Source organism: Phenylobacterium sp. (assembly GCF_041920015.1).
Classification (GTDB): domain Bacteria; phylum Pseudomonadota; class Alphaproteobacteria; order Caulobacterales; family Caulobacteraceae; genus Phenylobacterium.
Genome location: NZ_JAYRST010000010.1, coordinates 16,339 through 41,533, shown reverse-complemented (window position 1 = coordinate 41,533; position 25,195 = coordinate 16,339). Strand labels below are relative to the sequence as shown.

Here is a 25,195-nt window from a genome sequence, read left to right as displayed (position 1 = left end):
TGGGTTCATTGGCGCACGACCTCAAAACTTCCCCCCAGGATTCCAAAGCCGAAGCGCTTCTGGCCAAGCGACGCGACCTTCATCGCGCGCGCCGGGTCGTGGCCGAGGACCGCTGGGCGCGGTTCCGCAAGGCCGCCGCCCGCCGGGTCGGCGTGGCCGACAAGGGCGAGGCCGAGCAGCGGATGGACCTGATGCTGGCGCGGGCCAAGTGGCCGGGGCGCGCGGCCCTGATCGCCAGGTCCGGCCTCTGGGACTTCGGTCTGAAGACCGCGGTCGGCCGCGACGGCGGCGCGGTCCGCGGGCTGGTCGGCTATGTGCGGGCCGGGCCGGACGCGGGCGCCAATCCCAAGGCGCTGTTCGACCAGGCCTGGTATCTGCAGCGCAACGAGGACCTGGCCGGGTCGCGCTGGGCGCCGCTGGCGCATTACCTCGTGGCCGGCGACCGCGAAGGCCGCGACCCGCACCCGCTGTTCGACCTGAAGGACTATCGCGGCCGCCATGCGGTGAAAATCGCCGCCAGCGGCCTGACCGCCCTGCAGCATTTCGTACATCGCGGCGTCGCCGAGGGCTACGACCCGCATCCGCTGTTCGACGTGCGCTATTATGTCGGCCAGGTCGAAGAGGTGGCCGAGAGCGGCGAGAATCCGCTGATCCACTATCTGCGCGAGGGCTGGAAGAAGGGCTACGAGCCGCACCCGCTGTTCAACGGGGGCTGGTATCTGGCCACCTATCCGGACGTGGCCGAGACCGGTGCGGCCCCGCTGTTGCACTACGTCGCCAGCGGCGCGGCCGAGGGGCGCACCCCGCACCCGCTGTTCGAGCCGATCTGGTACATGGACCGCTATCGCGACGCCGCCCCGATGGGGGTGAGCCCCCTGGCGCATTTCCTGGCCTACGGCTTCGAAGAGCGGCGCGATCCGTCGATCCATTTCGACACCGCCTTCTATATGGAGCAGACCGCCGAGACGCCGCAGGCGGCCCATCCGGTGATCCACTACCTGACCGAAGGCGCGTTCGAGGGCGTGTCGCCCGCGGCCGACTTCAACGAACTGACCTATCTGCTGGAACACCCGGAGGCGGCCGAGCAGCCGATCTCGTCCCTGGAGCATTGGGCGCTGAGCCGCGCGCCCAAGCCCGAGCCGGGCGCCACCCAGCTACGCCCCACCGGCGAGGCGGGTCTGTTCGAGCAGCTTCGCGCCGCCGGCCGCGCCAGAGACCCCGGCGCCTACGACCTCCAGGCCTATCGCGACATGAAGGCCGCCCACCGCCGCATCCGCGAGCGCGCCCTGGGCGGGGTGAAGGCCAAACCCTTCGACCTGATCAAGGTCGCCCCTGGCGAGGTGGCCAAGGCCGCAGCCGAGCTGCGCTTCGAGCGGCCCGCGGCGCCGGCGGTCTCGATCGTCATCCCCGCCTACAACAACCTGACCTTCACCCTCGAATGCCTGGCCGCCTTGCAGGCCGAAGGGGGGCTCGAAGAGGCCGAGGTGATCGTGATCGACGACGCCTCCACCGACGCCACCGCCTCGGTGCTGGCCAAGGTCGAAGGCCTGGTGCTGGTCTCGAACGCCGAGAACCAGGGCTTCATCCGCACCTGCAACCGCGCCATCGACCTGGCCAAGGGCGAATTCCTGGTCTTCCTGAACAACGACGTCCAGGTCCGGCCCGGCTGGCTGGCGGCGTTGCGCAGCGCCTACGCCGAAGAAGCGCGCGTCGGCGCCGTCGCCCCCAAGATGCTGTTCCCGGACGGGCGCCTGCAGGAGGCCGGCGCGCGGATCGGCGTGGACGGGACCGCCGAGATGATCGGCCTGTTCGAGGACCCCGCCCTGCCGCGCTGGAACGTGCGGCGCGAGGTCGACTACGCTTCGGGCGCCTGCCTGATGGTCCGCCGCGAAATGTTCGCCGAACTCGACGGCTTCGACCTCGCCTTCGCCCCGGCCTATTGCGAGGATTCCGACCTCTGCTTCCGGCTGCGGGCGCGCGGCCTGCGGATCATCTACGAGCCGGGCGCCGAGATCGTCCACCATCTCAGCATCACCTCCAACTCGATCGACGCCGGCTACAAGCAGCGGCTGGCGGTGCGCAACCAGCAGACGTTCGTCGAGCGCTGGGCCGAGGAACTGGAAGCGCTCAACCGCGTGCGGACCATCGCCTTCCACCTGCCGCAGTTCCACACCATCGCCGAGAACGACCGCTGGTGGGGCCCAGGCTTCACCGAATGGACCAATGTCAGCCGCGCCCTGCCGAACTATCGCGGGCACTATCAGCCGCACGTGCCGGCCGACCTCGGCTTCTACGACCTCTCCAATCCCGAGGCGATGCGGCGTCAGGCCGACCTGGCGCGCCGCTACGGGATCGGCGGCTTCTGCCACTACTTCTATTGGTTCACCGGCGGGCGGCGCGTGCTGGAGGCGCCGCTGGAGCCGCTGCTGGACAGCGCCGAAGGCGACTTTCCCTTCTGCCTCTGCTGGGCGAACGAGAACTGGACGCGCACCTGGGACGGCCAGGAGCGCGACGTCCTGCTGGCCCAGACCTACGAACCCGGCGACGCCGAGGCCTCTATCGCGGCCATCGAGCCCTATCTGACCCGACCGAACTACATCCGCGTGGACGGCAGGCCGCTGTTGCTCATCTACCGCCCCGGCCTGCTGCCGGACGCCCGCGCCTGGGCCGAAACCTGGCGTGAGCATTGCCGCAAGGCCGGCGTCGGCGAAATCTACCTGGCCTTCGTCGAAAGCTTCGAGAAAGCCGGCGGCAGGACCGATCCGGCCGACCTCGGCTTCGACGCCTCGGTGGAATTCCCGCCGGCCGGCGCCGGCGCTCTGATCCATCCGCCGGGGCCGCTCTACAATCCGCGCTTCACCGGCCGCGTGAACGACTACCGCCAGATGGTCCGCACCTTCCTCGACACCACCCAGCTCGGCCACAAGCGCTTCCGGGGCGTGATGCCGTCGTGGGACAACACGCCCCGCCGCCAGGATGGCGGCTGGGTCTACCAGCACGCCACGCCGGGCGCCTTCCAGGCCTGGACCGAGGCGGCGTTCGAGGACACCCGGCGGCAGAATTTCGGCGACGAGCGCATCGTCTTCATCAACGCCTGGAACGAATGGGGCGAAGGCGCGCACTTGGAGCCGGACCAGCGCTTCGGTCACGCCTGGCTGGAGGCGGTGAAGAACGCCGCGGACGCCGACCTGCTGGACAAGTCATGACGTCGCCCGACCTGGTCCTGGTGGGCCACCCCTTCTCCCCGATCGGCATGGGCGAACACGCCCGCTCGGCCTGGCGTGCGTTCCGCGCGGCCGGCGTCACCCCCGGGCTGCTCGACGTCTACGGCATCGAACGCCAGCGCGACGCCGACTTCGAGCGGGAGTTCGCCCCCTCCGTGGTCCAGGGGCTCAGCGACAAGGTCAACTTCTTCTCCCTGAACGCCGACGAGGTGGACCAGGCGATGGGGGTTCTGGACCAGCGCGGTTGCCGGGACGCCTTCGAGCGCGCCTACAACATCATCTATCCGGCCTGGGAGCTGGCGAAATATCCCGAGCCCTGGGCGCGAATCCTCGAGCGGTTCGACGAGGTGTGGGCGCCGTCCGGTTTCATCCACGAAGCCATCGCCCCGGCGGTCGACCGCCCGGTCGTTCCGATGTCCCAGGCGGTCGAGCTGACCGTTTCCTCGCTGCTGGGGCGGCGTCATTTCGGCATCCCCGAGGACGCCTTCGTCTGCCTGTTCTATTTCGACTTCTCATCCTACGCCGAGCGCAAGAACCCGTTCGCCATGCTGGAGGCGTTCGAGAAGCTGATCGCCCTGCGCCCTCACGCGCCCTTGCATGCGGTCGTGAAGTACAAGGGCGGCGACGACGCCAACCCGGCGCGCAAGGAGCTGGAGCGCCGCCTGCGCGCCCTGGGCGGCCGCGTGCAGTCCATCACCCGCAAGCTGTCGGATAACGAGATCAAGAACCTGGCCCGCTGCGCCGACGTGTTCGTCTCGCTGCACCGCGCCGAGGGCTTCGGACGCGGCCCCGCCGAGGCGATGTTCATGGGCCGCGCGGCGGTCGCCACCAACTATTCGGGCAATCTCGACTTCATGACCCCGGAGACCAGTCTGCTGGTGGACTGCGAACTCGTGCCGGTGGCGCCGGGCGCCTACCTGTTCGGCGAGGGCCAGGTCTGGGCCGAACCCTCGGTCGATCATGCCGTGGAGCTGATCGGGCGGCTGGTCGACGACCGGCGCTACGCTCAGGCCCTGGGCGAACGCGCGCGCCGCCACATGCGCACCCATTTCAGCGCACGCGCCATCGGCCTGCGCTACCTGGCGCGGCTGGAAGAGCTGGGAAAGACGCCGGCGGCGGCCTGAAGGCTCATGCCTCAGTGATCGGCGATCCTGGCGGTGCGCAGCGGCGACTGCGCCAACGCCGCCGCGCCTGGATTTTCGGTCACGGCCACCTGATGGACGACGAAGGCGCCGCCCGAGGCGTCGTCGGTGTCGAGGCGGATCTGGTCGATCAGCGATGCGATCCAGTCGTCGCCGCCCGCCTTCAGGTTGGCCATGTCGTAGACCAGCACCACGGTCTCGCCAGGCGCCGGATCGCCGCCAGCCGCCGGCTTGGCGCGGAAGCCGCCGGTCTCGCCATGCGCCTCGGTGCTGTAGAAGAGATTCCCGTCCCATTCCGCCCCGGCCCGCGTGCGGGTCAGACGCACCAGGACCAGCGAATAGCGTTCACCGTCCAGGGCCAGGCCCTTGGGCGAGCGCAAGGCGGCGTCGGGGCCGAGGTTTCGCACCTCCAGCCCGGCCGGCGTGCTGGGCAGCACCTCGCCGCCGGCCAGCACGAAGCCGTCGGTGGCGCCTTCGAAGGTCCAGAGGCGGCCGGCCCGCAGCGGCGCGCCGCGCAGTTCGAACCGGCCGGCGCCTTCGTTCCACGCCACCGCCTGGACACGCTCGTTGCGGACGGCCTGGCTCGGTTGCGGCGCGGCGGCCGCCCGCGCCCAGGGCGCCGGTTGCCCGCAGGCCGAAAGCAGGAGGGCCGCGGCCACGCCCGCCAGGGTAGGAATCGACTTCATGCTGTTCATCCGGGACGCGGCCGTAAGGGAGGCGGGACGGCGGCCCTCGCCCACATAGACACCGCTTGGTCTCCTCGCCAGGACCGCCCCCAATTCTATCGCGCGTCGGCAAGGCGGCGCGACACCGATGACGGTTGCCAAGCCCGCCTGCGCCGACTACCCCCGCGCCCTGCGGTTGATCACGTTCGGGGATAGAGCGCCCACAATGCGTCATGAATTGGTGCGCGCCCGCGCGCCCCTCAGGCTCGGCTTCGGCGGCGGCGGCACGGACGTCTCGCCCTATTGCGACGAGCACGGCGGCGTCGTCCTCAATGCGGCCATCGACCTCTTCGCGCATGTCACGGTCCAGGCGCGGGAGGACGATCAGGTGCGCCTGGTGGCGGCCGACCGCGACCAGGCCTGGCAGGGGCCAGCCCAAGCCCCCCTGCCGACCGAGGAGCCGCTGCGCCTGCTGAAAGGGGTCTACAACCGCTTCATGGTCGACTACGCCGGGGGCCGCGCCATCCCTCTGACCCTGGTCTCCTATGCGGACTGTCCGCCCGGCTCGGGCCTGGGCTCCTCATCGGCCCTGGTGGTGGCGATGGTCGAGGCCATGCGCCGCTTCATGGGCCTGAGCCTGGACCCCTACGGGGTCGCGCGCCTGGCCTTCGACATCGAGCGGCGCGAGCTCGGCCTGGCCGGCGGCGCGCAGGATCAGTACGCCGCGGCGTTCGGCGGCCTCAATCTGATGCGCTTCTTCGAGGGCGGCCGCGCCGAGGTCGAGAGCGTGGCGATCGAGGACCGGATCCTGAAGGAGCTGGAGGCCAGTCTGGTGCTCTACTTCACCGGGGTCAGCCGCGAGTCGGCCTCGATCATCGAGGAGCAGACCGCCAACATGCGCAGCCATGCCCAGAAGTCGCTGGGGGGCCTGCATGCGCTCAAGGCCGGCGCCTTCGAGATGCGCGACGCCCTGGTCGCCGGCGACCTGCCGCGCTTCGGCGCCCTGCTCGACGCCGGCTGGAGTTCGAAGAAGCTGCTGGCCAACCGCATCTCCTCCTCGGGGATCGACGCGGTCTACGACGCGGCCAAGAGCTTCGGCGTGTTCGGCGGCAAGGTCTCCGGGGCCGGCGGCGGCGGCTTCATGATGTTCCTGGTCGACCCGACTCGCCGCGAGGGACTCAAGCGGCTGCTCGGCAAGTTCGGCGGCGCGGCCCAGGCGGCGCGCTTCACCTCGGTCGGGGCGGAGTCCTGGTCGGCGTGAGGAAGCCGGACCTGCCCGCAGGCGCGGATTTTCCTTTGGATTCCACGCCCGGCGCCATGCTTGCGCCGCAAAATGCGACCTGTTACCCACCGGCATAGAGCTGCGGGCTCGGGAGACTGAATGCAATCCGTACAACATATGGTGCGCACCGGACGGCGCGGGCCCATGCACGATTTCAGCATGGCGTTCGCCGATCTGCGCGCCTCGTTCGAGCGGATCGGACTGGCCTGGTCGCTGGCCTGGCACGACGTCGTGTCGCGCTACCGCGGCTCGATCCTCGGCCCATTCTGGATCACCCTGTCCATGGGCCTGATGGTGGCCGGGATCGGCTTCCTGTACGCCAACCTCTTCAAGGTGCCGGTGCAGGAGTTCATCCCCTATGTGGCGCTGGGCATCGTCTTCTGGGGAATGATCTCCAACGTCATCCTCGAGGGCTGCAGCGCCTTCGTCCAGGCCTCGGGCATCCTGTCCCAAACGTCCCTGCCGATGATGACCTTCGTCTGGCGCACGGTGATGCGCAACGTCATCAACTTCCTGCACCATCTGGTGATCATCGTCGGCGTGCTGGTCTATTACGACCACTGGCGTCAGGCGGACGTCCCCCTCGCGCTGCTCGGCGTGCTGCTGATGCTGGCCAACATCTCGTGGGTGAGCCTGGCCGCCGGCCTGGCCTCGGCACGGTTCCGCGACATCCCGCAGATCGTCGCCTCGGTGATCCAGTTCGCGATGTTCATGACGCCGGTCTTCTGGCTGCCGGGCGGGCGGCTGGTCGATCACGCGGTCCTGCTGTTCAACCCGTTCTACCACCTGCTGACGGTGGCGCGTGCGCCGCTGCTGGGCGAAGCGGTCGCCCCCATCACCTATGTCGGCCTGTCGATCATGGCCGTGGTCGGCTGGATCGCCACCTTCGCCGCCTTCGCCAACATCCGCCGCAGGATCGTGCACTACCTATGAAGGCCCCCGAGATTTCGATCACGGTCACCGACCTGACCCTGCGCTTCCCCGTCTACGGGGTCGATTCCAAGTCGCTGAAGAAGCACCTGGCGCGCATCACCGTGGGCGGCAAGCTGGGCAAGACCGGCCTGGGCGCGCCCGAGATCACCGCTCTCTCCAAGGTCAATCTGCAACTGCGCTCGGGCGACCGCCTGGGCCTGATCGGCCACAACGGTTCGGGCAAGACGACCTTGCTGCGGGCGCTGGCCGGCGCCTACGAGCCCGACGAGGGCACGATCGACGTGCACGGCCGGATCGCGGCCATGCTGGACCTCAACCTCGGCATCGACCCCTCGGCCACCGGCCTCGACAACATCCGCCTGCGCGGCCGGATCGCGGGCCTGTCGACCAAGCAGATCGACGAGCGCCTGACCGAAATCGCCGAGTTCACCGGCCTTGGCCCGTTCCTGGCCATGCCGCTCAAGACCTATTCGGCCGGCATGCAGGCGCGGCTGGCCTTCGCGGTCGCCACCGCCGTCGAGGCCGACGTCATCCTGATGGACGAGTGGATCGCCGTCGGCGACTCCGACTTCAAGAAGCTCGCCCACAAGCGCATCCTCGACCTGATGGAGCGGGCCGGCATCCTCGTCCTGGCCTCGCACGAGCTCGACCTGATCCGCCTCTACTGCAACAAGGTCATGCGTATCGAAGCCGGCGTCGCCTCGCCGATCATGGACGTCAAACGGCTGGACGAACTGCTGGCCGCGGCCTGACGTCAGGGGACCGGCCGTGGATGTCATCTTCACCATCGTATCGCGGAACTACGCCGCCCAGGCCGCCAGCCTGATGGAGAGCCTGGCCGCGGCCGAGCCCAAGGCGCGGCGCGTGGTGATCGCCACCGATGGCCAGATCGCCTTCAAGGACCCCGCGATCCGGGTGCTGGACGCGGCCTATCTCGATCCCGACTTCGCCGCCAAGTGCGCCTATTACGACGCCCTGGAGCTGAACACCGCGGTCAAGCCGCACGCTTTCAAGGCCTTGCTAGCCGAGGACGGGATGGGAAGCTGCACCTATCTCGACCCCGACATCTGGGTCTATCGGCCATTGGACGAAGTGCGCCAGGCGCTGGCCCGCGCGCCCCTGGCCCTGACCCCCCACGCCACCCGGCCTCTGCGCGGCGAGGCCAGCCCCAGCGACCACACCCTGCTGCAATCGGGCGCGTACAATCTCGGCTTCATGGCCGCCCGCGCCGAGCCGCAGATCTTCGACCTGCTGGACTGGTGGGGCGAGAAGCTGCGCTTCGACTGCCGCGCCGACTTCGCCGCCGGCCTCTTCACCGACCAGAAGTGGATGGACCTGGCGCCCGGCTTCGTGAGCGACCTGGCCATCCTGCGCAGCCCGGCCCTCAACCTCGCCTACTGGAACCTCGAGGGCCGCGAGGTGACCCGAGACGCAAGCGGCTGGCGGGTCGACGGCCAGCCCCTGGTCTTCTTCCACTTCTCGGGTTTCGACCCGCTGCATCCAGGCCTGCTCTCCAAGCACCAGGATCGGGTGAAGGTCGCGGCCGGCGGCCCGCTCGCCGCGCTGATGGCCGAATACGCCGCCGCCCTGCTGCGCAACGGCCATGTCGAGGCCTCCGCCACACCCTACGGCCACGCCGCCTTCCCGTCCGGCCAGTTGGTCGACAAGGCCGACCGCCGCCGCATGCTGGCCGCCGCCCGCGCGGGCGAGGATTTCGGCGGCGGCCTGACCGCGGCGGCCGAGACCTGGGTGTCGGTGCGCCCCGGCGCGACCGTGCGCGATCCTGAAGGGCCGCGCGGCGAAGGGCCGTGGCTCGCCTCCTCGGCGGACCTCGCCACCTGGCTGACCACCACGCCGGACGCGCCGGCCATCGCCGCCCTGACGCGAGCGCGGCGCGACCTGCGCGACCGTTTCGCCAGCGACCCGGCGGGGCTGCGCGCCTGGCTGCTGGGACCGGAGTCTGTGGAGGGTCGATTCAACGCCCGGCTGGCGCCGCTGGAGACCTTCGCCGATCCCAGCCTGGCCATACGCGCCGCCCGCTACGTCGCCGGCGACCTTTCCGAGGCCAGGCTCCGGTTCGCGGCCTACGGCCTGGCCCACCGCGCCGCCTGGCCGCGGCATGTGGGGGCGACCTTGCGCTCCGGCTTCGATGCGCCGGTGCGCGATCTCGCCCGCGGCCTGCCCTTCCCCCGGCTGTTCCTGTCGATCTGGGAAAGCCGCGGCGACTTGCAGAAGCTGTTTCCATTGACCGGCTTCAACGGCCGTTTCGGCTTCCTACGCTGGCTGATCGGCGGGGGCCTGGCCGAATACGGGATCGACCTGGCCGCCCTGCCGCCCAGCGTCGACAGCCACCCGATGTTCGAACTGGCGCGCCTGACCGTCCGCCGCCCGGCGCCCGAGCCCGCCCGCGCCCAGCCGGCCGGCCAGGTCCACACCCTGCTGGTCGCCGAGCGCTGGACACCCGAGGCGGCGGGCGGCGACGCCCTGGTCTATGACGCGGGCGCCGCACGCTTCCGCACCCCGCAAGGCGTCCCGGCCCTGCCGCCGGCCCGCGCCGACATCGTCATCTTCCGCACGGCGCCTGGACTGGTCCCGGCCGACGCGGTGGCCCTGCTCAGCCAGGGCGTGTCCTGGAGTTCGGCCAGCGCATGAGTCTGCTTACCTCCATCCGCCGCGCCTGGCGCGCCGCCCTGCCCCCGCAACTGCGCACGATCGCCCAGCCCGTGCTGGGTCCGGCCCTGAAGGCCTATGTCCGCCACCAAGCCGAGGCGCCCCACGCCGGCGACGACTTTTCCGGCCCGATCCGGGTGGTGGGCGACTTCGGCGGCTCCTACGGCATCGCCCATTCGGCCATCCTCTGCGCCCGCGCCTTCGAGGCCCTGGGCGCGCCGGTCGACAAGGTCGACATCTCCGGCGCCCGCCTCGACTGGATCGGCGCGACCGACGCCGCCCGATCGCCAGGCGCCTGGATCTTCCACTGCAACGCCCCCGAACTGCTCGCGGCCCTGGCCTATCTGGGGCCGAAGAACGTACGCGGCCCCCGCTACGGCTATTGGGCGTTCGAACTGCCGCGCGCGCCGAAGTCGTGGCTGCGCGACGCGGCGATGATGGACGAGGTCTGGGTTCCATCCAGCTTCACCGGCGCCTCGCTGGAAGGCGCCCGTGCGCCGGTCCGCACCGTGCCGGTTCCGCTGTTCATGGAAGACTATCGCGACGTCGAGCCGGCGCCGCGCGACGAGCGCTTCCTGGCGGTCACCCTGTTCGACTTCAAGTCGTCCATGGCCCGCAAGAACCCGCAAGGGATTATCGCCGCCTTCGGCCGCGCCTTCCCGGACGACCCGACCGCGCGCCTGGTCATCAAGACCCAGAACGGCAAGCTGTTTCCCGATCTGCTGGCCAAGCTGCGCGCCATGGCGCCGCCGAACGTCGAGGTGATCGACGAGGTGTGGCCCTATGCGAAGGTCAAGGCGCTGATCGCCGCCGCCGACGCGGTGGTCTCGCTGCACCGGGCCGAGGGCTTCGGCCTGATCATGGCCGAGGCCATGGCGCTCGGCACGCCGATGATCGGAACCGGCTGGTCGGGCAATCTCGACTTCATGGACGAGACCTGCGCCATGGTCGTGCCGGCCAGGCTGGTCCCGGTGGAGGACCCCCAGGGCATCTATCGCGGCCAGATGTGGGCCGACCCGGACATCGACGCGGCCGCCGAGGCCCTGCGCCGCATCCGCACCGAGCCGGGCCTGGCCCAGCGCCTGTCGGAAGCCGGCCGCAAGCGGGTGATCGAGCGCCTGTCGCCTCAGGCTTGGCTCGCCACCATGCCAGACGGCGTGCAACGCGCGGCGCTGAAGGCGGCGGCCGCGGCGCGCCGCGGCGACCTCAGCCGTCCAGCTTCTCGGGCGTGAAGCTGATGACCCCCTGGCGTTCCAGCTCGGTCAGGATCTGGTCGATCTGGCTGCGCAGTTCCAGCATGCAGCTCGGCGTCAGGATCAGGTAGCCGGACTTCACCATCCGCTCCTGGCCCGCCTCGTCGGCGGTGTTGGCCGCGAAGGCCAGGCGCGCGACCCCGGACTGGAATCCGAGGCCCGCCATCGAATCTCCGAAGATCATCGGCAGGTCGAACTCGGGCAAACCGGGCGGGCTGGGCATGATCGCCTCTTCGCATGATTCCGCTGGCTCGCGATGGCGCGGTTGCAATTGCGCAAAAATACACAACATAAGGCGCTGACCTGTTTCATGGAGACGCCCATGCCCAATCTCGTCTTCGTCGCCCTGGCCGCGGGCGATCAGCAGTCCCGCTATCAGGCCAGGGTTCCCGATCTGCCCGGCCTGTCGGTTTCCGGCGGGAGCATCGCCGATCTGGTCGCCGCCGCCCGCGAAGCGATCCAGCGCGAGCTGCAGCGCCTGACCGACGAGGGCCAGGAATGGCCGCGCCCGACCGCGGCCGAGGCGGTGAACGCCGCCGCCGGCGAAATCCCCTTCCTGGTCGACATCTCGGTGGAAGACCCGCCGGTGCGGGTGAACATCTCCATCGGCGAGCAGCTCCTGAAGCGCATCGACCAGGCCGCCGAGGCCCGCGGCATGAGCCGCTCGGGCTTCATCGCCGCGGCGTCCCGCACCGCGCTCGGCGAGAAGATCGGTTCGGGAACCGGCGCGGACTTCGACGCCATCGCCCGCAAGCTGCAGGACGAATGGTCGGTGCTGGGCCGCAAGATCACCGAGAGCCTGGGTCCGGACTCGGCCTTCAACCGCACCGTGGGCGACTTCGACGCGCGGGTCAGCGAAACCATCCGCAAGACGGCCGACAGCATTTCGGCGGCCATGAGCCGGCGTCGCGACGCCGAGACGAAACGCGCCAAGGAGGACGACGAGGCGGCGGCGAACCTCTAGGATCGCCGCATGGCCGCCCTCGCGACCGCATCCGTCCGCGACGTTCAGAAGCTCCGCGACCTGCGCCGCATGCAGGCCATGGCCACCGGCCTGCTGGTCGCCATGGCCGGCGTGTTCCTGGCCGCCAGCTACGGCCTGCGCGCGCGGCCAGACCTGGCCGGGAGCCTCGGCTATGCGCGCGCCTTCGCCGAGGCGGCGATGGTCGGGGCCTGCGCCGACTGGTTCGCGGTGACGGCGATCTTCCGCCGGCCGCTCGGCCTGCCGATCCCGCACACCGGCATCATCCCGCGCAACAAGGACCGCATCGGCCAGGCCCTGGGCGACTTCCTCGCCGACAATTTCCTGACCGTCGAGGTGCTGGACAGCCGCCTGCGCCAGATCGAGGTGGCGCGCTGGGGCGGCGAATGGCTGCGCCAGCCGCGCAACGCCCGGCGGCTGGCCGCGCGTCTCGCCGCCGTCCTGCCCGGCGTGCTGCGCGAACTGCCCAAGGACATGCTGCGTGAAACGGCCGGGTCCGCCGCCCTGGCCGGCCTGCGCGCCGTACCCGCCGCGCCGACCGCCTCCAAGCTGCTGGCCGCCGTCTGGAACGAGGGCCGCTCGCAGGTCGCCTTCGAATGGGGCCTGGACAAGCTGGCGACCTATCTCGCGGAGAACGAAGCGGCGATCCAGGAGAAGGTCGAGGCCAAGTCCTGGAAATGGATGCCCAGGTTCATCGACCGGATCATCGCCCAGAAGGTCACCACCGGGCTTGGCGAACTGCTGGTGGAGATGCGCGAGCCCGACCATCCCTGGCGGCGGGAACTCAAGACCTGGATCGAAAGCTACATCGAGCGCCTGGCTCACGATCCCGACCTCATCGCCCGTGGCGAGGTGTTGAAGGCCCGGCTGCTCGACGACCCGGCCCTGCGCGTCCAGGCTCGCGGCCTCTGGGACGAGCTGATCGAGAAGCTCAGCGACGGGCGCAGCTCCGAACTGGCCGCGAGGCTGGAAGCCCTGCTGCTGGCGCTCGGCGAATGGCTGCATGCGGAGGAGAGCGCGCAGGCGCGGCTCAACGGCTGGGCCCGCATCCTCGCCCGCCAGGTGATCGCCCCGCGCCGGCGCGAGATCGGCGGCTTCGTCGCCCAGGTGGTGGCGAGCTGGGACGCCAAGGGCGTGGTCGAGCGCCTGGAGCTTCAGGTCGGCAAGGACCTGCAGTTCATCCGGGTCAACGGCACGCTGGTCGGCGGGCTGGTGGGCCTGGCGATCTTCGCCGTCAGCCGCGCGCTCGGCCTTCAGTAGTCAGCGCCAGTCGAGCAAGCCGATCTTGCACATCCAGACCAGGGCCAGGCCCAGGGCCTGACGCTGGGCGACGGGCGCGTCCTGGAGGATCGTTTCCAGCGAGAGTTCGCCCTCGGCGGCCAGCCGCCGGACCACCGCGCGGCAACCGTCCATCGGCGCACGCCATCCCGAAGCGAACATGTCCAGCTTGACGGCCTGCGCCCGGTCGAGGTCGCCTTCGCCGGCGCCCGCCCGTACCGAAAAGCGCGTTCCGGCCGCCAGGACCTGCGTCGGGAAGATCGAGAAGGCGCCGAAGGGCTCGCCCTTCAGGGGGTTGCTCCGGTGGCGCGGCGCCTCGCGGGCGGCCGAGGCGCGGACCTGGGCCAGCTCTTGTAAGAGTTCCTGCAATTGGCCGACCACAACCTGCCAATCGAAGGCTTCGGCGATGCGCCTCCGGCCTGCCTCGCCCATCTTCATCCGCAGCTCGCGCGAGGCGATCAGGTCGGCGATCCGCGCCGCCGCATCACCCACATGCACGGCCGTGTGCTGGGCCAGCGTGCCGACATAGGACTGATAGCTCATGCCGTAGAAGAGATGCCGGTTCAGCATCCCCTGCCCCAGCCCTGGCGCGGGGCCGAGCGAGCGCACCCCGAACCCGTCGATCCCGTCGCGCACCGTGAAGCGATAGCCGTCCCAGTCGCTGACCACCACCGGCAGGCCGGCCGCCATCGCCTCCAGCGGGGTGATCCCGAAGGTTTCCTGGATGTTGTCCACCAGCGACAGGAAGATATCGGCCGCCGCCCACATGCGACCGACCAGATCGGCGTCGTTGCCGTTCAGGTGATGGACCACGACTGAGGGCGCATAGGCGCGGGCCGCCTCCTCGTACATCGGCTTCTGCGTCGCCGGGTCGGGGAACCAGCCGAGCTGGACGAAATGCACGCGCACGCCGTCGCCGGCCTTGGCCGCGGCCTCCTCGATCGCCCGCAGCATCGGCTGCGGAAAGGCCTTTTCAAAGAAGGACAGCCGGCCGACCCACAGGACGACGATATCGGCCTCCGCCGCTCCCAGCGCCTCGCGCGTGACCTTGCGCGCCTCGGGACGATCGGCCAGGGCGGCGAAGCGCGCCCCTTCGACGCCGAGCGGCAGCAGCGGCAGGTGCGGGCGGATGCGCCGGCTCCCGCCATAGCGGTCGGCGAGATAGTCCGTCCACTCGTCGAACATCGTGGTCAGCGCCTGCTGCACGACCGGCGAGGTGCAGATCAGGGCGTCCCACGGCTGCAGGGGCGAGGTCGCGGCCTTGCCGATCACCTCGCGCATGGCCGGCGGCGCCAAGGTGTGCACCATCCCGACCAGGCTGTAGTCCGCCTCGTGCCCGGTGGAGCGGCGCAGCCAGGCCATGTCCGACAGGTCCGGCACGCCGCGCACCAGCGCGCCGGCCCGCACCGGCGCAGCCTGGTCGAGCAAGGCGCGGACCGAAACCTGCTTGGGCGAGGGCCCGTCCAACAGGCCCTGCACGAGGTCGGCGGCGGTGATGTCGCTGGAGACGTGGAAATCGACTTCGTCGAAGTCGCCGTGCTTCAGGATGGCGCGGAACAGCTCGACATTGGCGACGTCCTTCCCGAACGGGTTGGTCTTCGGCCGCACGCCTGCGGACGGATGATAGAGCGCGATGCTGCCGGCCAAGACGGTCCCCCGTTGATCGGGCTCCCGTCTCGCATGCGCAGACGCGCGCGCCAAGCCGCTCGCCTCAGCTTCTGCGAAAGGTCGCCACCAGCACGTCGCGATAGGCGGGCCTGACCGGGTCCGCCGGCTCGACCGCCGTCACGCCATGGAAGACGCGGGCGTCGTCGATGAACACCGCATCCATCGGCTGGGTCAGGGTGAAGGCGCCCAGGGACCTGCCCTGCGGATCGAAGATATTGGTGACGCCCGCGGCGATGTTCTCGCGCGCCACCAGCATGACCAGCACCCAGTCGACCCCGTCCCGATGCGCGCCTTCCGGCGTCGGCTGGCCCGCCTCGCCGGGCCTGGCCTCGATGCGGAACTGGTGCATCTCCAGGCGCCACGGATAACCGGGATCGGGGCGCCGCGAGCCGAAGACGTCGAGGCAGAGGCCGACCACCTGTTCCGTCACAGGCGAGGCGGCGACCACCTCGGTGATCGGCTCGAACCAGCGTTCCACGCCGCCGTTGAGGCTGTTGTAGTCGCGGCTCTGATAGTGCGGCTGGTGCGGCTGGCGGACCAGCCGTCCGGGCGCGGCCTCGAAGACGCCGTACCGACGGCGGCGATAGCGGCCGCCGTCGGCCATGAAGCGGTCTGGCGCCAGGTCGTTCCAGGAGCGGGCATAGTCCTCCCAGCCGCCGACGGCCGGCGCGCCCACCGCGTCTTGCATCTCCTCGGCCTGCGCACGCGCAAAGCCGTCGGCCGACAGATGCGATCTCAGACGCTCCAGCATGGGCGGATCTCCAGGACAGAGTCCGCAGCTATGCCATCGCGCCGCGATTTCAAAGGGCCATCGGCAGGACGCCTGCCGGGCGCCTAGCTCATCTCCACGTCGAGCAGGAAGACGAACTGCTGGCCGGAATGCATGTCGCGCTCCACCACCCCGCCTTGAGGCGCAGGCCGCGGATAGGAGATCTTGACCATGTGAAGGTCCGGGACCTTGTAGAGCGCGACCAGGGCGGGATCGACACCATAGACCGCGGCTACCGAGGGCGGCTGGATGGCCGGGTCGTCATGGTAGCGGTCGAAAGCCTCGCGGCTGTCGAAGAAGAGGTCGATGGTCACCCAGAACGGGCCGGCGACCTTGGATCGCACGCGAGGGCAGACGTCTCTCAGCTTAGGCATGGGCGTCCTCCAGCGCGGCGGCCAGGTCGATCCATTTGAAGCGGACCAGCTCCAGCGGATCATCGACCTCGACCACGTGATTGAGCTTGAATTCGTAGACCTGGCCGCGGGGCACCTCGGCCGGGGTCCAGGGGAAGCCGTAGCTCGGCAACTCGATGCCGTCGGCGAGCGGCAGGTGGAAGAAGTAGGGATTGCAGGCCTTGGCCATCTGGTTGGCCAGATCCTGGGTCTCGGCGGTGATCACGCACAGGACGCCCACCTCGCGCGGAGGCGGCGCATCGTCCGGGACCGGCCGGCCGGACACCGCGTTCCAGCCATAGATCCGCAAGGAGATGTCGAACTTGCCGACCCCTTCGCCCATGGTCCGCTCGATGCGGCGGGTCAGGGCCCGCTGCATCCGGTCATGGAACAGGTTCAGGTTCTCGAGGACGAACGGATCGGCGATGCCGACCAGCATCAGGGTCTGGTAGAGGCCGCCGCCCGCGCCCTCGAGCTTCATGGTGTAGGGCCGCGGCGTCCAGACCGAGCCGGTGACGCGCACGCGGGTGTCGCTCACCTGCTCGTAGCGGGCGTTGCTCACGTCGAGCATGCCGCCCGGCTCATGGAGTTGGAACGGGTTCTTGTTCTCGTAGAGCATGTGCGCCGAGACCGTGTGCACGGTGCATTTGTTCTGCGGCAGCAGGGGCTCGGCCTCGAAGCCTTCGGCGTCGATGGTGAGGAAGACGCCGGTCCCGAGATTGGAGCCGAGCGTGCATTGGGCGCCGCATTCGCCGGTCTTGCCCGCATGCCAGGCCGCCCCGGCCGGAGCCCCCTTCCAGATCGGGAAGGCGGCGAGCACCGCCGGATCGGTGCTGCGCCCGCCGATGATGATGTCGGCGCCCTGCTCCAGGGCGGCCACATAGGGCTCGGGGCCCATCAGGGCGACGATGTGATCGCAGGCTTCGAGGGTCGCTTCGTCGAGCTGGCCCAGCGGCGGCAGGGGCTGCACCCGTCCAGCGGCGAGCTTGGCCTTGATCGCCGCCTGCGTCTGCTCGGAATAGATCACGGCGATCTTGGGCCGGTAGCCCTTCTCCCGTGCGATCTCGCGCACGATCTCGACGGTCCAGTCCACATTCGCATCGCCGCCCGCCTGGCCCGCGGTGCCGACGATCAGCTTGGCGCCCGTCCTGGCCTGCGCGCCCATCACCAGCAGCAGGTCCGTCTTTACGGCGCTGCGGTTGTTCTTCGACGTGCCGGTGGCGAGATAGGCCGCGCCGCTGTCGGTCGATCCGGCGTCCATCGCCATGACGTCGAACCCGCGTTCGATCGCCGCCTCGACTTCGTCGGCCCGCACGCCCGCGCCCAGCGAGCCGACCGGGACGAAGAGCCTGACCTGAGTGAATTGCGCCTGCATGCTCGCTCCCTGCGCGCCCTCGGGGACGCCCGTTCTCCAACCATTCTATAGTGCGCCGACCGTTGCGCCGGACGCATCGATTCATGCGCGTTGCACATGAACGCCGCAGCGATCAGGCCGCGGGCTCAGCCTCGTGCATGGCCTTCACCACCGACCAGAACCGCTCGGCCGCCTCGCTCTGGCGCGCACGCGGCCGATGGAGGCGGATGGCGATCGGCACGTCCCACTCCGGTCCGCCCGCGCGGACCAGGGCGCCGGCGTCCAGGTCGCCGCCGATCAGGCTCATGGGCAGCCACGAAACGCCCCGCCCCGCCCGCGTCATCATGGCCAGCACCGTGGCCATGTGCGCCGTGAAGGCCGGCGTCAGCCAGGCCGAGGGGCCGTCCAGCGCCAGGTTCGCCGCCAGGATCCGCCCCATGCCCGAGACCTGGGCGTAGGTCAGGTGCGGCAGGGGTTCGGCCATCGTCCCCGGCAAGGCGTAGAGCGGCCCCGGGCCGTCCGGCCGCGGCGCGCTGGCGGGCACGAGCAGGTCGCGGCCGATATCGACCGAGCGGAAGTAGTTGGGACGGAACGACACCGAAGCCGAGGGATGGTGATGACAGAGCAGGAAGTGCGCCTCTCCCTGCAGCATCTTCTGTTCGCAGCCGGCCATGCTGTCGGTGGCCAGGCTCACCGCGAGTCCGAGATTGTGCTGGGCCTCCGTGCGCTCCAGCCACTCGGGGAAGAAGGTCACAGAGAGCGCGTGGGTCGAGGCGAAGCGCACGGTGGCGCCGTGGGCCCCGGCGGCGTCCTGGGCGCGCTCGCGCCCCAGATAGGCGCGGCGCAGCAGATCCTCGGCCACCGGCCGCCATTGCTCGCCGGCGACGGTCAGGGAGATGCGGTGGGTGTCGCGATTGAACAGCGGCGCGCCGACCCAAGCCTCCAGCATGCGGATCCGGCGGCTGAAGGCCGGTTGCGAGATGTTGCGCTTCTCCGCCGCGCGGGAGAAGTGCGCGAACTCGACCAGGGCCAGGAAATCTTCCAACCAGTCCAGTTCCATCCGCTCGCCGACGATCCTCCCTTGCTCGCCGCAGACTAGAGCATTTTCCGCCGAAATGGACGCCAGTTCGGAGCAGAAAATGCTCTAAATTCAAAGAGTCTTGAGCGTGATCCGGTTCTGTCGAAACAGATCACGCTCTAGCGGCGCGGCCGCCCGTCGGCCACCACGCACCCTGGCGCGGGGTCGCCGCCGTCCAGAACCGCGATCACCGACTGGGCGGCGATCGCGTTGGTCCGCGCCAGGCCTTCGTACGAGGAGGCGCCGGCATGGGGCGTCGCCACCACGTTGGGCAGGGCCAGCAGCTTTTCCGTCACCGGCTTGAAGGCCGCGTCGCTCTCGCTGACGAACACGTCGAGGCCCGCTCCCGCCAGGCGGCCCGCCGTCAGTGCGTCCAGCAGGTCCGCATCCTGCACCAGCCCGCCGCGCGCGGTGTTCACCAGGATCGCGGCGGGCTTCATCCGGGCCAGCGCGCGGGCGTCGATCAGGAACCGGGTCTGGTCGGTCAGCGGCGCATGGATCGACACATAGTCGCTGTGTTCCAGCAGTTCTTCCAAGGCGACGTATCGGACGCCGGTCAGGGCCGGGTCGGGTCTCGGCGTATGGACCAGCACCTGCGCCTCGAAGCCGGAAAGCCGCTGTACGAGGCTGCGTCCGATCCGGCCGAGGCCGATCACCCCCACCGTCTTGCGATAGAGGTCCGACCCCATCAGGATCGACCATCGGCCAGCCTCCATCAGCGCCTGGGATTCCCGGAACCGCCGCGCCACGGCCAGCATCAGTCCGAGCGCATGGTCGGCCACCGAAGCTTCGTTGCCGCCGGCGGCGATCGTCACCACGCGGCCAAGGTCGCGGGCGGCCTCCAGATCGACCCGCTCATAGCCCACGCCCCGCCGGGAGATCACCACGAGCTCTGGCAAGGCGGTGAGGAGTTCGCGCGTCACTCGCGCATGGCCGACGATCCAGCCGCCCGCCCCAGCGAGCAGGTCCGTCAGTTCGTCCTCGGTGTAGTCGCCGTCCGCCTTGCCCGGCGGCGGCTCGTGGATCACCACCTCGCAACCGGCCCCCGCGAGCAGCGCCACGGCCGCCGGATCGAAGAAGCGTTGGGTGACGACCACCCGCCGCGATGTTGCGCTCATCGACGAACTCCAGGGTCTGCGAGCCAGGGAAAGGCCTGGAAGTGCCGGCGCTCGAAGGCGCAGATCTCCTCGCGCCCCTTCAGGGTGGCGCCGACCGTGTCGAGGCCTTCGATCAGCATGGCCTTCAGGAGCCCGTCAATCTCGAAGCGCTCGACGACGCCAGCGACGGTTACAGTCTGCGCGTCGAGATCGAGGCGGAAGGTGTTGCAGGAGGGATCGGCCGCCAGGCAGGTTAGCAGCTCGACCTGCTGGGGCCTCATCGAGACGGCCAACAGGCCGTTGCGCGCGCAGTTGTCGAAGAAGATCCCGGCGAAGCTGGTCCCGATCAGCGCCCGGACGCCCAGTTGACGCAACCCCCACACCGCATGCTCCCGGCTCGACCCGCAACCGAAGTTCGGCCCGACCACCAGGAAGCAGGCGCCCCGCCAGCCGGGCTGGTTGAGAATGAAGTCCGCCTGGGGCGTCCCGTCCGCGCCGAACCTCAGATCGGCGAACACGCCGTCCGCGAGGCCTGTGCGGTCAATCCCCTTGAGGAACCGCTTGGGCATGATGACGTCGGTGTCGATATTGGCCGCCGGCAGGGGCGCGGCACGCCCCTCGGCGAGGACGAAGGGCTCCATTCAGGCCTCCGTCGCGAGATCGCGGCAGTCGGTCAGCCGGCCGCGGATCGCGGCGGCGGCGACCATGGCCGGGCTCATCAGGTGGGTGCGCCCGCCGACCCCCTGCCGGCCCTCGAAGTTGCGATTGGTGCTGGAGGCGCAGCGTTCGCCCGGCGCCAGCACGTCGTCGTTCATGGCCAGGCACATGGAGCAGCCCGACTGCCGCCATTCGAATCCGGCGTCCTGAAAAATGCGGTCCAGCCCCTCGGCCTCGGCCGCACGCCGCACCAGGCTGGAGCCCGGCGCCACCATCGCCCGGACCCGGGACGCCACCCGCCGCCCCTTCACCACCGCGGCGGCGGCGCGCAGGTCCTCCAGCCGGGCGTTGGTGCAGGAGCCGATGAAGGCCCGGTCGATCTGAATGGCGTCGAGCCGTGCGCCGGGCGCCAGGCCCATATAGGCGAGCGCCCGCTCGAGGTCGCGCCTCACCGCCGGATCGGCCGCCGCGGCGGGATCGGGCGCAAGGCCGTCGATGGGCGCGGCCTGATCGGGGCTGACGCCCCAGGTGACCATCGGGGCGATGGCGGCGGCGTCGACCCGCACATCCCGATCGAACCTGGCGTCCGGATCGCTGCGCAAGCCGCGCCAGGCCTCCACCGCCTCGCGCCAGCGACCGCCAAGCCCGGCGACGCGTGGCTCCAGATAGTCGAAGACCGTCTGGTCCGGGGCGACCAGCGCGCCGCGTGCGCCGCACTCCACGGCCATGTTGCAGAGCGTCATGCGGCCTTCGACGCTCAGGGCCTCGATCGTGTCGCCCGCAAACTCGATCGCATGGCCGACTGCGCCGGCCGCGCCGATCTGACGGATCAGCGCCATCACCACGTCCTTGGCGGTGACGCCGAGCCCGAGACGCCCCTCCACCGTCACCCGCATGGAACGAAGCCGCCGGTAGATCACCGTCTGGGTAGCCAGGTAGTGCTCGATGTCAGACGTGCCGATACCGAAACCCAGCGCCCCCAGCGCGCCATAGGTGGTGGTGTGGCTGTCCCCTGCGGCCAGCACCATGCCGGGCAGGACCCGTCCGGTCTCGGGCATCACCACATGTTCGACGCCCTGCAACGGGTGCAGCACGTCATAGAGTTCGATGCCGAAGTCGCGGCAGTTCTCGGCGAAATAGGCGGTCTGCCGCTGGCCGCCCGGATCGGGCATGGCCGCGCCGCGGTCCGGCGCTGTGGAATTGACGTGGTCGACCACCCCCAGCGCCGCACCCGGACGCCAGACCCGGCGGCCCGCCTCCCGCAGCCCGGAGAAGGCCTGGGGGCTGGTGTACTCGTTGAGCACCGTGCGATCGACATAGAGCAGCACCTGGCGGCCTTCCGCATCCAGGTCCCGCACGCGATGCGCATCGACGATCTTGTCGTAGAGGGTTCTGCCCGCCGTCATCTCGCCCTGTCCATTTCCCGGGCGACCCTAAGGCCTGACGATCCGCCCCCCGATGCAATGAACGCATCTATCCATGCCGTACATGCATGGCGCCTTGCGCCAGCATGGAGGCATCCGAGCCCACAGGCCGCTGCGATCCCCGCAGGCGCAAAGGCCGGCGACATGGGGGAACGCGGTGTCTCTTTCGGTCCTGGGTTTTGCGGCCTTCGGCGTCTTCCTGGCGCTCGTCCTGACCAAGCGGCTCTCGGCCGTCGTCGCCCTGATCCTGGTCCCAGTGATCTTCGGGGCGCTGGCCGGCTTCTCTCCGCAGCTCGGCGAGATGATGATCGAGGGCGTCAAGGCGGTCGCGCCTACCAGCCTGATGCTGGTCTTCGCCCTGCTCTATTTCGCGGTGATGATCGAGGCGGGTCTCTTCGAGCCGCTGGTGCGCAAGGTGCTCGCCGTGGCCGGCGACGATCCCGTGCGTGTCTCGGTCGGCTCGGCGATCCTGGCCATGACCGTCTCCCTCGACGGCGACGGCGCGACCACGGCCCTGGTCACCATTTCGGCCATGTACCCGGTCTACCGCCGCCTGGGGATGAACCTCCTGATCCTGGCGATCCTGCTCGGGCTCTCCAGTTCGGTGATCAACTGGCTGCCTTGGGGCGGTCCGGCCGCCCGGGCGGCGACCGCGCTTCGCGTGGAGACCATGGACGTGGTCGGCCCGCTGCTGCCGGCGCTCGGCCTCTGCCTGCTGGCCATCCTCGCCCTCGCCTACCTGTTCGGCCGGCTCGAGCGCCGGCGCCTGGCCGCCGACCATGCGGCGGGGCGCAGCTTCGTCCCACCGGACGACGTCACGCCCGCAACACCCAAGCAGACCCGCAACCTGATTCTCAACCTGCTGCTCACCCTCGGCCTGGTCGTCGGCATGGTGACGGGTTTCATGCCCCTACCCGCCCTGGTGATGAGCGCGTTCGCCATCGCCCTGACGCTCAACTTCCCGCGGCTGCACGAGCAGCGCGAAAAGCTCGCCGTGCATGGCGAGGCGGTGCTCAGCATGGTCTCGCTGATCTTCGCGGGCGGCGCGTTCACCGGCATCCTGGCCGGAACCGGCATGATCGACGCCATGGCCCAGAGTCTGGTCGGCTCCATCCCGCCGGAATTCGGCCCCTATATGGGCCCCATCGCGGGCCTCATCAGCATGCCGCTGCTGGTGGTGATGTCCAACGACGCCTTCTTCTTCGGCGTGCTGCCGGTCCTCGCCGCCACCGGAGCGGCCTACGGCGTCTCGCCCGAGGACATCGCGCGGGCCTCGATGGTCGGCATGCCCCTGCACGTGATCAGCCCGTTCATCGCGCCGATCTATCTGGTGGCCAGCCTCATCCGCTGCGACGTCGGCTCCCTGCAGCGCTTCGGCCTGCCCTGGGCCCTGCTGCTCAGCCTCTTCGCCCTCGCCGCCGCGGTCCTGACCGGGGCCGTCGCCTTGGCGTAGGATCGGGGCGGCCGCCCCTCAGGCTTGAGGCTTGAAGATATCACAAGTGTGTTCAAGGCACACAGGCCTCGAAACCAAGCGAAACTGCGTTGCCTGAAAGAAAATGGCGCGCCCGGAACGATTCGAACGTCCGACCCTCAGATTCGTAGCTGGGCGGAGTCCGGGTGACCAGGGGCGCGCCATGGGCGATTAATGGCGTACTTTCAAAGGCTTGAGCGACACGATGGGTAATGTGAGGTGCTTCACGGGAGGCGTCCTCACGGTGCTCATTTCGGTGTTCGTGGAGTGGATGAATGGCAGTCGTGAACCTGACCGAGGCCCGCATTAGGGACCTCGCTCCGGGCTCTGGAATTTGGCGGGACGAGCAGGTCAAGGGCCTGATGGTCGTTTGCCACAAGTCGACCAAGACCTACGCGGTCCAGGGCGACGTCAGGCGGAATGGGCGGCACGTCCGCACCGTGCGGGTGAAGATCGACCGGTGTGACCGGATCGGCCTGCGTGAGGCCCGCACGCGGGCAAAAGCGCTGATGAGCCAGATCCAATCCGGCGTCGATCCGACCGCCGGTCCCGACGAGACCGGCGTCACCCTCAAGGCGGCGCTCGACCACCACCTGTCGGAGAAGCAGTTCCGGCCGGCGACGGCCGAGAGCTATCGCTACCACCTCGACAAGTACCTCACCCGCTTCCGCAGCCGGGCGGTGGCCGACATCACCCGCACCGAGGTCCGCGACCTCTACGACACCCTGAAGAAGCAGCGCGGCCAGACGACCGCCTCCTGCGTCATGCGGACCCTGCGCGCGGTGATCAACACGGCCATGCGCCTGGACGAGACGATCGAGAAGAACCCGGTAGCCGTGTTGCGGGTGCCGACCTCGAACCGCCGCGAGGTGGGCGCCCTCGACCTCACCGCTTGGTGGCAGGAGACCGAGACCTGCGGCCCGATCCGCCGGGACCTACACCGGGCGATGATGCTGACGGGTGCCCGCCGCTCCTCGATTCTCCAGGTGCGCCGGGAGGACATCGACCTGACGGCCAACGTGATGACGTTCCGCCACATGAAGACGGGCGGGCAGATGCTCTTCCCGATGGGCAAGCGGCTCAGCTCGATCATCGCCGACCGATTGGCGGCCGACGAGCCGCTGGGCAGTCCCTGGCTCTGGCCGTCGCCGAACAGCGCCTGCGGCCGGATCGTCGAGCCGAAAGAGCAGCGCCGGGCGCTGCCGAGCCCACACGAGTACCGCCACCACGCCCGCACGCTCTTCATCGCGGCAGGCGTGCCCTATGCCGAGAGCGCCCTGCTGCTCGGACAACGCTTGCCCGGCGCGTCGGGCGGCTACGTCCACGCCGAACACCTTGTCGAGCACCTTCGCCCGCATGCGCAGGCGCTCGAGGATCTCGTACTCGGCCCAATCTGGCCGCTCAACGACGACCAGCAAGACGAGAAGTAATAGGTTTACAGCTGGGAATTTTGTGATCTTAGGCTGTCCGCGCTCCGAGGGAGGTCCTCCGGGATAACGAGCGCAGCCGGCGTCTCCGGGCGCCGGCCTCCTCATTCAGACAGATCCATACAGCGTCTCAATGAACCCGCTTCGGCGGGACCGAGGAGTCATGCCTTGACTGAACACATTACCTACGACGGCCTCCGCCAGGTCGTCTTCGACGCCATCGCGCAGGCTGCGCCGAGCCCCTGGCTCGATTGCGAGAACGCCGGCGCCTACCTGGGCTGTGCGCCTGGGACACTGAAGACCTGGAGGGCCCGCGGCGAGGGTCCGCCCTACCACGTGATCAACGGAAAGCTCGTCCGGTATCACCGCAACGAACTCGACGCCTTCGTGCGTGGCGAGGTGGCGCGATGAGCGATTTTCAGGAGAGGG

The 25,195-nt window shown here is 69.6% G+C and carries 22 protein-coding genes; 12 read left to right on the top strand and 10 right to left on the bottom strand.

The features are described 5' to 3' along the window. The first annotated feature begins 98 nt into the window (after positions 1-98). The gene (locus tag ACE3TL_RS03865) at positions 99-3,206 is read left to right on the top strand and encodes a glycoside hydrolase family 99-like domain-containing protein (protein ID WP_374577408.1); all 3,108 of its coding nucleotides are present in this window, start codon (positions 99-101) and stop codon (positions 3,204-3,206) included. After that, complete coding sequence (locus ACE3TL_RS03860) at positions 3,203-4,348, top strand: glycosyltransferase family 4 protein (RefSeq protein WP_374577407.1); 1,146 nt, start codon at positions 3,203-3,205, stop codon at positions 4,346-4,348. Before ACE3TL_RS03865 ends, ACE3TL_RS03860 begins: the two co-directional genes overlap by 4 nt. Positions 4,349-4,359: 11 nt before the next feature. Here the strand turns inward: ACE3TL_RS03860 and ACE3TL_RS03855 are convergent, their stop codons facing one another. Then, complete coding sequence (locus tag ACE3TL_RS03855) at positions 4,360-5,052, bottom strand: hypothetical protein (RefSeq protein WP_374577406.1); 693 nt, start codon at positions 5,050-5,052, stop codon at positions 4,360-4,362. Between the two features lie 205 nt (positions 5,053-5,257). On the opposite strand from ACE3TL_RS03855, the gene ACE3TL_RS03850 reads away from it, so the two are divergent. The 5 genes from ACE3TL_RS03850 to ACE3TL_RS03830 all read left to right on the top strand — a co-directional run bounded on the left by ACE3TL_RS03850 (position 5,258) and on the right by ACE3TL_RS03830 (position 11,148). Continuing rightward, complete coding sequence (locus ACE3TL_RS03850; protein WP_374577405.1) at positions 5,258-6,292, top strand: dehydrogenase; 1,035 nt, start codon at positions 5,258-5,260, stop codon at positions 6,290-6,292. A gap of 120 nt (positions 6,293-6,412) precedes the next feature. Continuing rightward, the gene (locus ACE3TL_RS03845) at positions 6,413-7,246 is read left to right on the top strand and encodes an ABC transporter permease (RefSeq protein WP_374577404.1); all 834 of its coding nucleotides are present in this window, start codon (positions 6,413-6,415) and stop codon (positions 7,244-7,246) included. Next, the gene (locus ACE3TL_RS03840) at positions 7,243-7,998 is read left to right on the top strand and encodes an ABC transporter ATP-binding protein (RefSeq protein ID WP_374577403.1); all 756 of its coding nucleotides are present in this window, start codon (positions 7,243-7,245) and stop codon (positions 7,996-7,998) included. Before ACE3TL_RS03845 ends, ACE3TL_RS03840 begins: the two co-directional genes overlap by 4 nt. Before the next feature lie 16 nt (positions 7,999-8,014). Next, the gene (locus tag ACE3TL_RS03835) at positions 8,015-9,898 is read left to right on the top strand and encodes a hypothetical protein (protein WP_374577402.1); all 1,884 of its coding nucleotides are present in this window, start codon (positions 8,015-8,017) and stop codon (positions 9,896-9,898) included. Then, on the top strand, positions 9,895-11,148 hold the full coding sequence (locus tag ACE3TL_RS03830) for a glycosyltransferase family 4 protein (protein ID WP_374577401.1): 1,254 nt from the start codon (positions 9,895-9,897) through the stop codon (positions 11,146-11,148). The genes ACE3TL_RS03835 and ACE3TL_RS03830 overlap by 4 nt, the downstream gene beginning before the upstream one ends. On the opposite strand, the gene ACE3TL_RS03825 is transcribed toward ACE3TL_RS03830, so the two are convergent. Further along, positions 11,123-11,392 (bottom strand): hypothetical protein, encoded by a 270-nt coding sequence (locus ACE3TL_RS03825; RefSeq protein ID WP_374532459.1) that lies wholly within the window; start codon positions 11,390-11,392, stop codon positions 11,123-11,125. The genes ACE3TL_RS03830 and ACE3TL_RS03825 overlap by 26 nt on opposite strands. Positions 11,393-11,491: 99 nt before the next feature. On the opposite strand from ACE3TL_RS03825, the gene ACE3TL_RS03820 reads away from it, so the two are divergent. Further along, on the top strand, positions 11,492-12,133 hold the full coding sequence (locus ACE3TL_RS03820; RefSeq protein ID WP_374577400.1) for a type II toxin-antitoxin system HicB family antitoxin: 642 nt from the start codon (positions 11,492-11,494) through the stop codon (positions 12,131-12,133). A gap of 9 nt (positions 12,134-12,142) precedes the next feature. Continuing rightward, a complete protein-coding gene (locus ACE3TL_RS03815) occupies positions 12,143-13,411 on the top strand; it encodes a DUF445 domain-containing protein (RefSeq protein WP_374577399.1) in 1,269 nt (422 codons plus the stop codon). Here ACE3TL_RS03815 and ACE3TL_RS03810 read toward each other — a convergent pair whose 3' ends face one another. The 8 genes from ACE3TL_RS03810 to leuC form a co-directional block, all read right to left on the bottom strand. Continuing rightward, on the bottom strand, positions 13,412-15,076 hold the full coding sequence (locus tag ACE3TL_RS03810) for a glycosyltransferase family 4 protein (RefSeq protein ID WP_374577398.1): 1,665 nt from the start codon (positions 15,074-15,076) through the stop codon (positions 13,412-13,414). Between the two features lie 64 nt (positions 15,077-15,140). After that, the gene (locus ACE3TL_RS03805; protein WP_374577397.1) at positions 15,141-15,848 is read right to left on the bottom strand and encodes a 2OG-Fe dioxygenase family protein; all 708 of its coding nucleotides are present in this window, start codon (positions 15,846-15,848) and stop codon (positions 15,141-15,143) included. An 83-nt stretch (positions 15,849-15,931) separates the two neighbouring features. After that, positions 15,932-16,240, bottom strand: a complete 309-nt coding sequence (locus ACE3TL_RS03800; RefSeq protein WP_374577396.1) for a DUF4387 domain-containing protein — start codon at positions 16,238-16,240, stop codon at positions 15,932-15,934. Continuing rightward, positions 16,233-17,633 carry an acyclic terpene utilization AtuA family protein gene (locus ACE3TL_RS03795; RefSeq protein WP_374577395.1) on the bottom strand — a complete coding sequence of 467 codons (1,401 nt, stop codon included), beginning with the start codon at positions 17,631-17,633 and terminating at the stop codon, positions 16,233-16,235. The genes ACE3TL_RS03800 and ACE3TL_RS03795 overlap by 8 nt, the downstream gene beginning before the upstream one ends. Positions 17,634-17,745: 112 nt before the next feature. Beyond that, positions 17,746-18,672 (bottom strand): LysR family transcriptional regulator, encoded by a 927-nt coding sequence (locus ACE3TL_RS03790; protein WP_374577394.1) that lies wholly within the window; start codon positions 18,670-18,672, stop codon positions 17,746-17,748. A gap of 137 nt (positions 18,673-18,809) precedes the next feature. Then, on the bottom strand, positions 18,810-19,808 hold the full coding sequence (locus ACE3TL_RS03785) for a phosphoglycerate dehydrogenase (RefSeq protein WP_374577393.1): 999 nt from the start codon (positions 19,806-19,808) through the stop codon (positions 18,810-18,812). Beyond that, positions 19,805-20,428, bottom strand: a complete 624-nt coding sequence (leuD, locus tag ACE3TL_RS03780) for a 3-isopropylmalate dehydratase small subunit (RefSeq protein ID WP_374577392.1) — start codon at positions 20,426-20,428, stop codon at positions 19,805-19,807. The genes ACE3TL_RS03785 and leuD overlap by 4 nt, the downstream gene beginning before the upstream one ends. Further along, a complete protein-coding gene (gene leuC / locus ACE3TL_RS03775) occupies positions 20,429-21,850 on the bottom strand; it encodes a 3-isopropylmalate dehydratase large subunit (RefSeq protein ID WP_374577391.1) in 1,422 nt (473 codons plus the stop codon). A 175-nt stretch (positions 21,851-22,025) separates the two neighbouring features. Here leuC and ACE3TL_RS03770 point away from each other — a divergent pair, with 175 nt between their 5' ends. From ACE3TL_RS03770 to ACE3TL_RS03760, 3 genes are all read left to right on the top strand, one after another. Continuing rightward, the gene (locus ACE3TL_RS03770) at positions 22,026-23,321 is read left to right on the top strand and encodes a CitMHS family transporter (protein WP_374577390.1); all 1,296 of its coding nucleotides are present in this window, start codon (positions 22,026-22,028) and stop codon (positions 23,319-23,321) included. Between the two features lie 293 nt (positions 23,322-23,614). Next, positions 23,615-24,769 carry a site-specific integrase gene (locus tag ACE3TL_RS03765; protein WP_374577389.1) on the top strand — a complete coding sequence of 385 codons (1,155 nt, stop codon included), beginning with the start codon at positions 23,615-23,617 and terminating at the stop codon, positions 24,767-24,769. A gap of 165 nt (positions 24,770-24,934) precedes the next feature. Beyond that, complete coding sequence (locus tag ACE3TL_RS03760; RefSeq protein ID WP_374577388.1) at positions 24,935-25,177, top strand: helix-turn-helix transcriptional regulator; 243 nt, start codon at positions 24,935-24,937, stop codon at positions 25,175-25,177. Positions 25,178-25,195 lie beyond the last annotated feature (18 nt).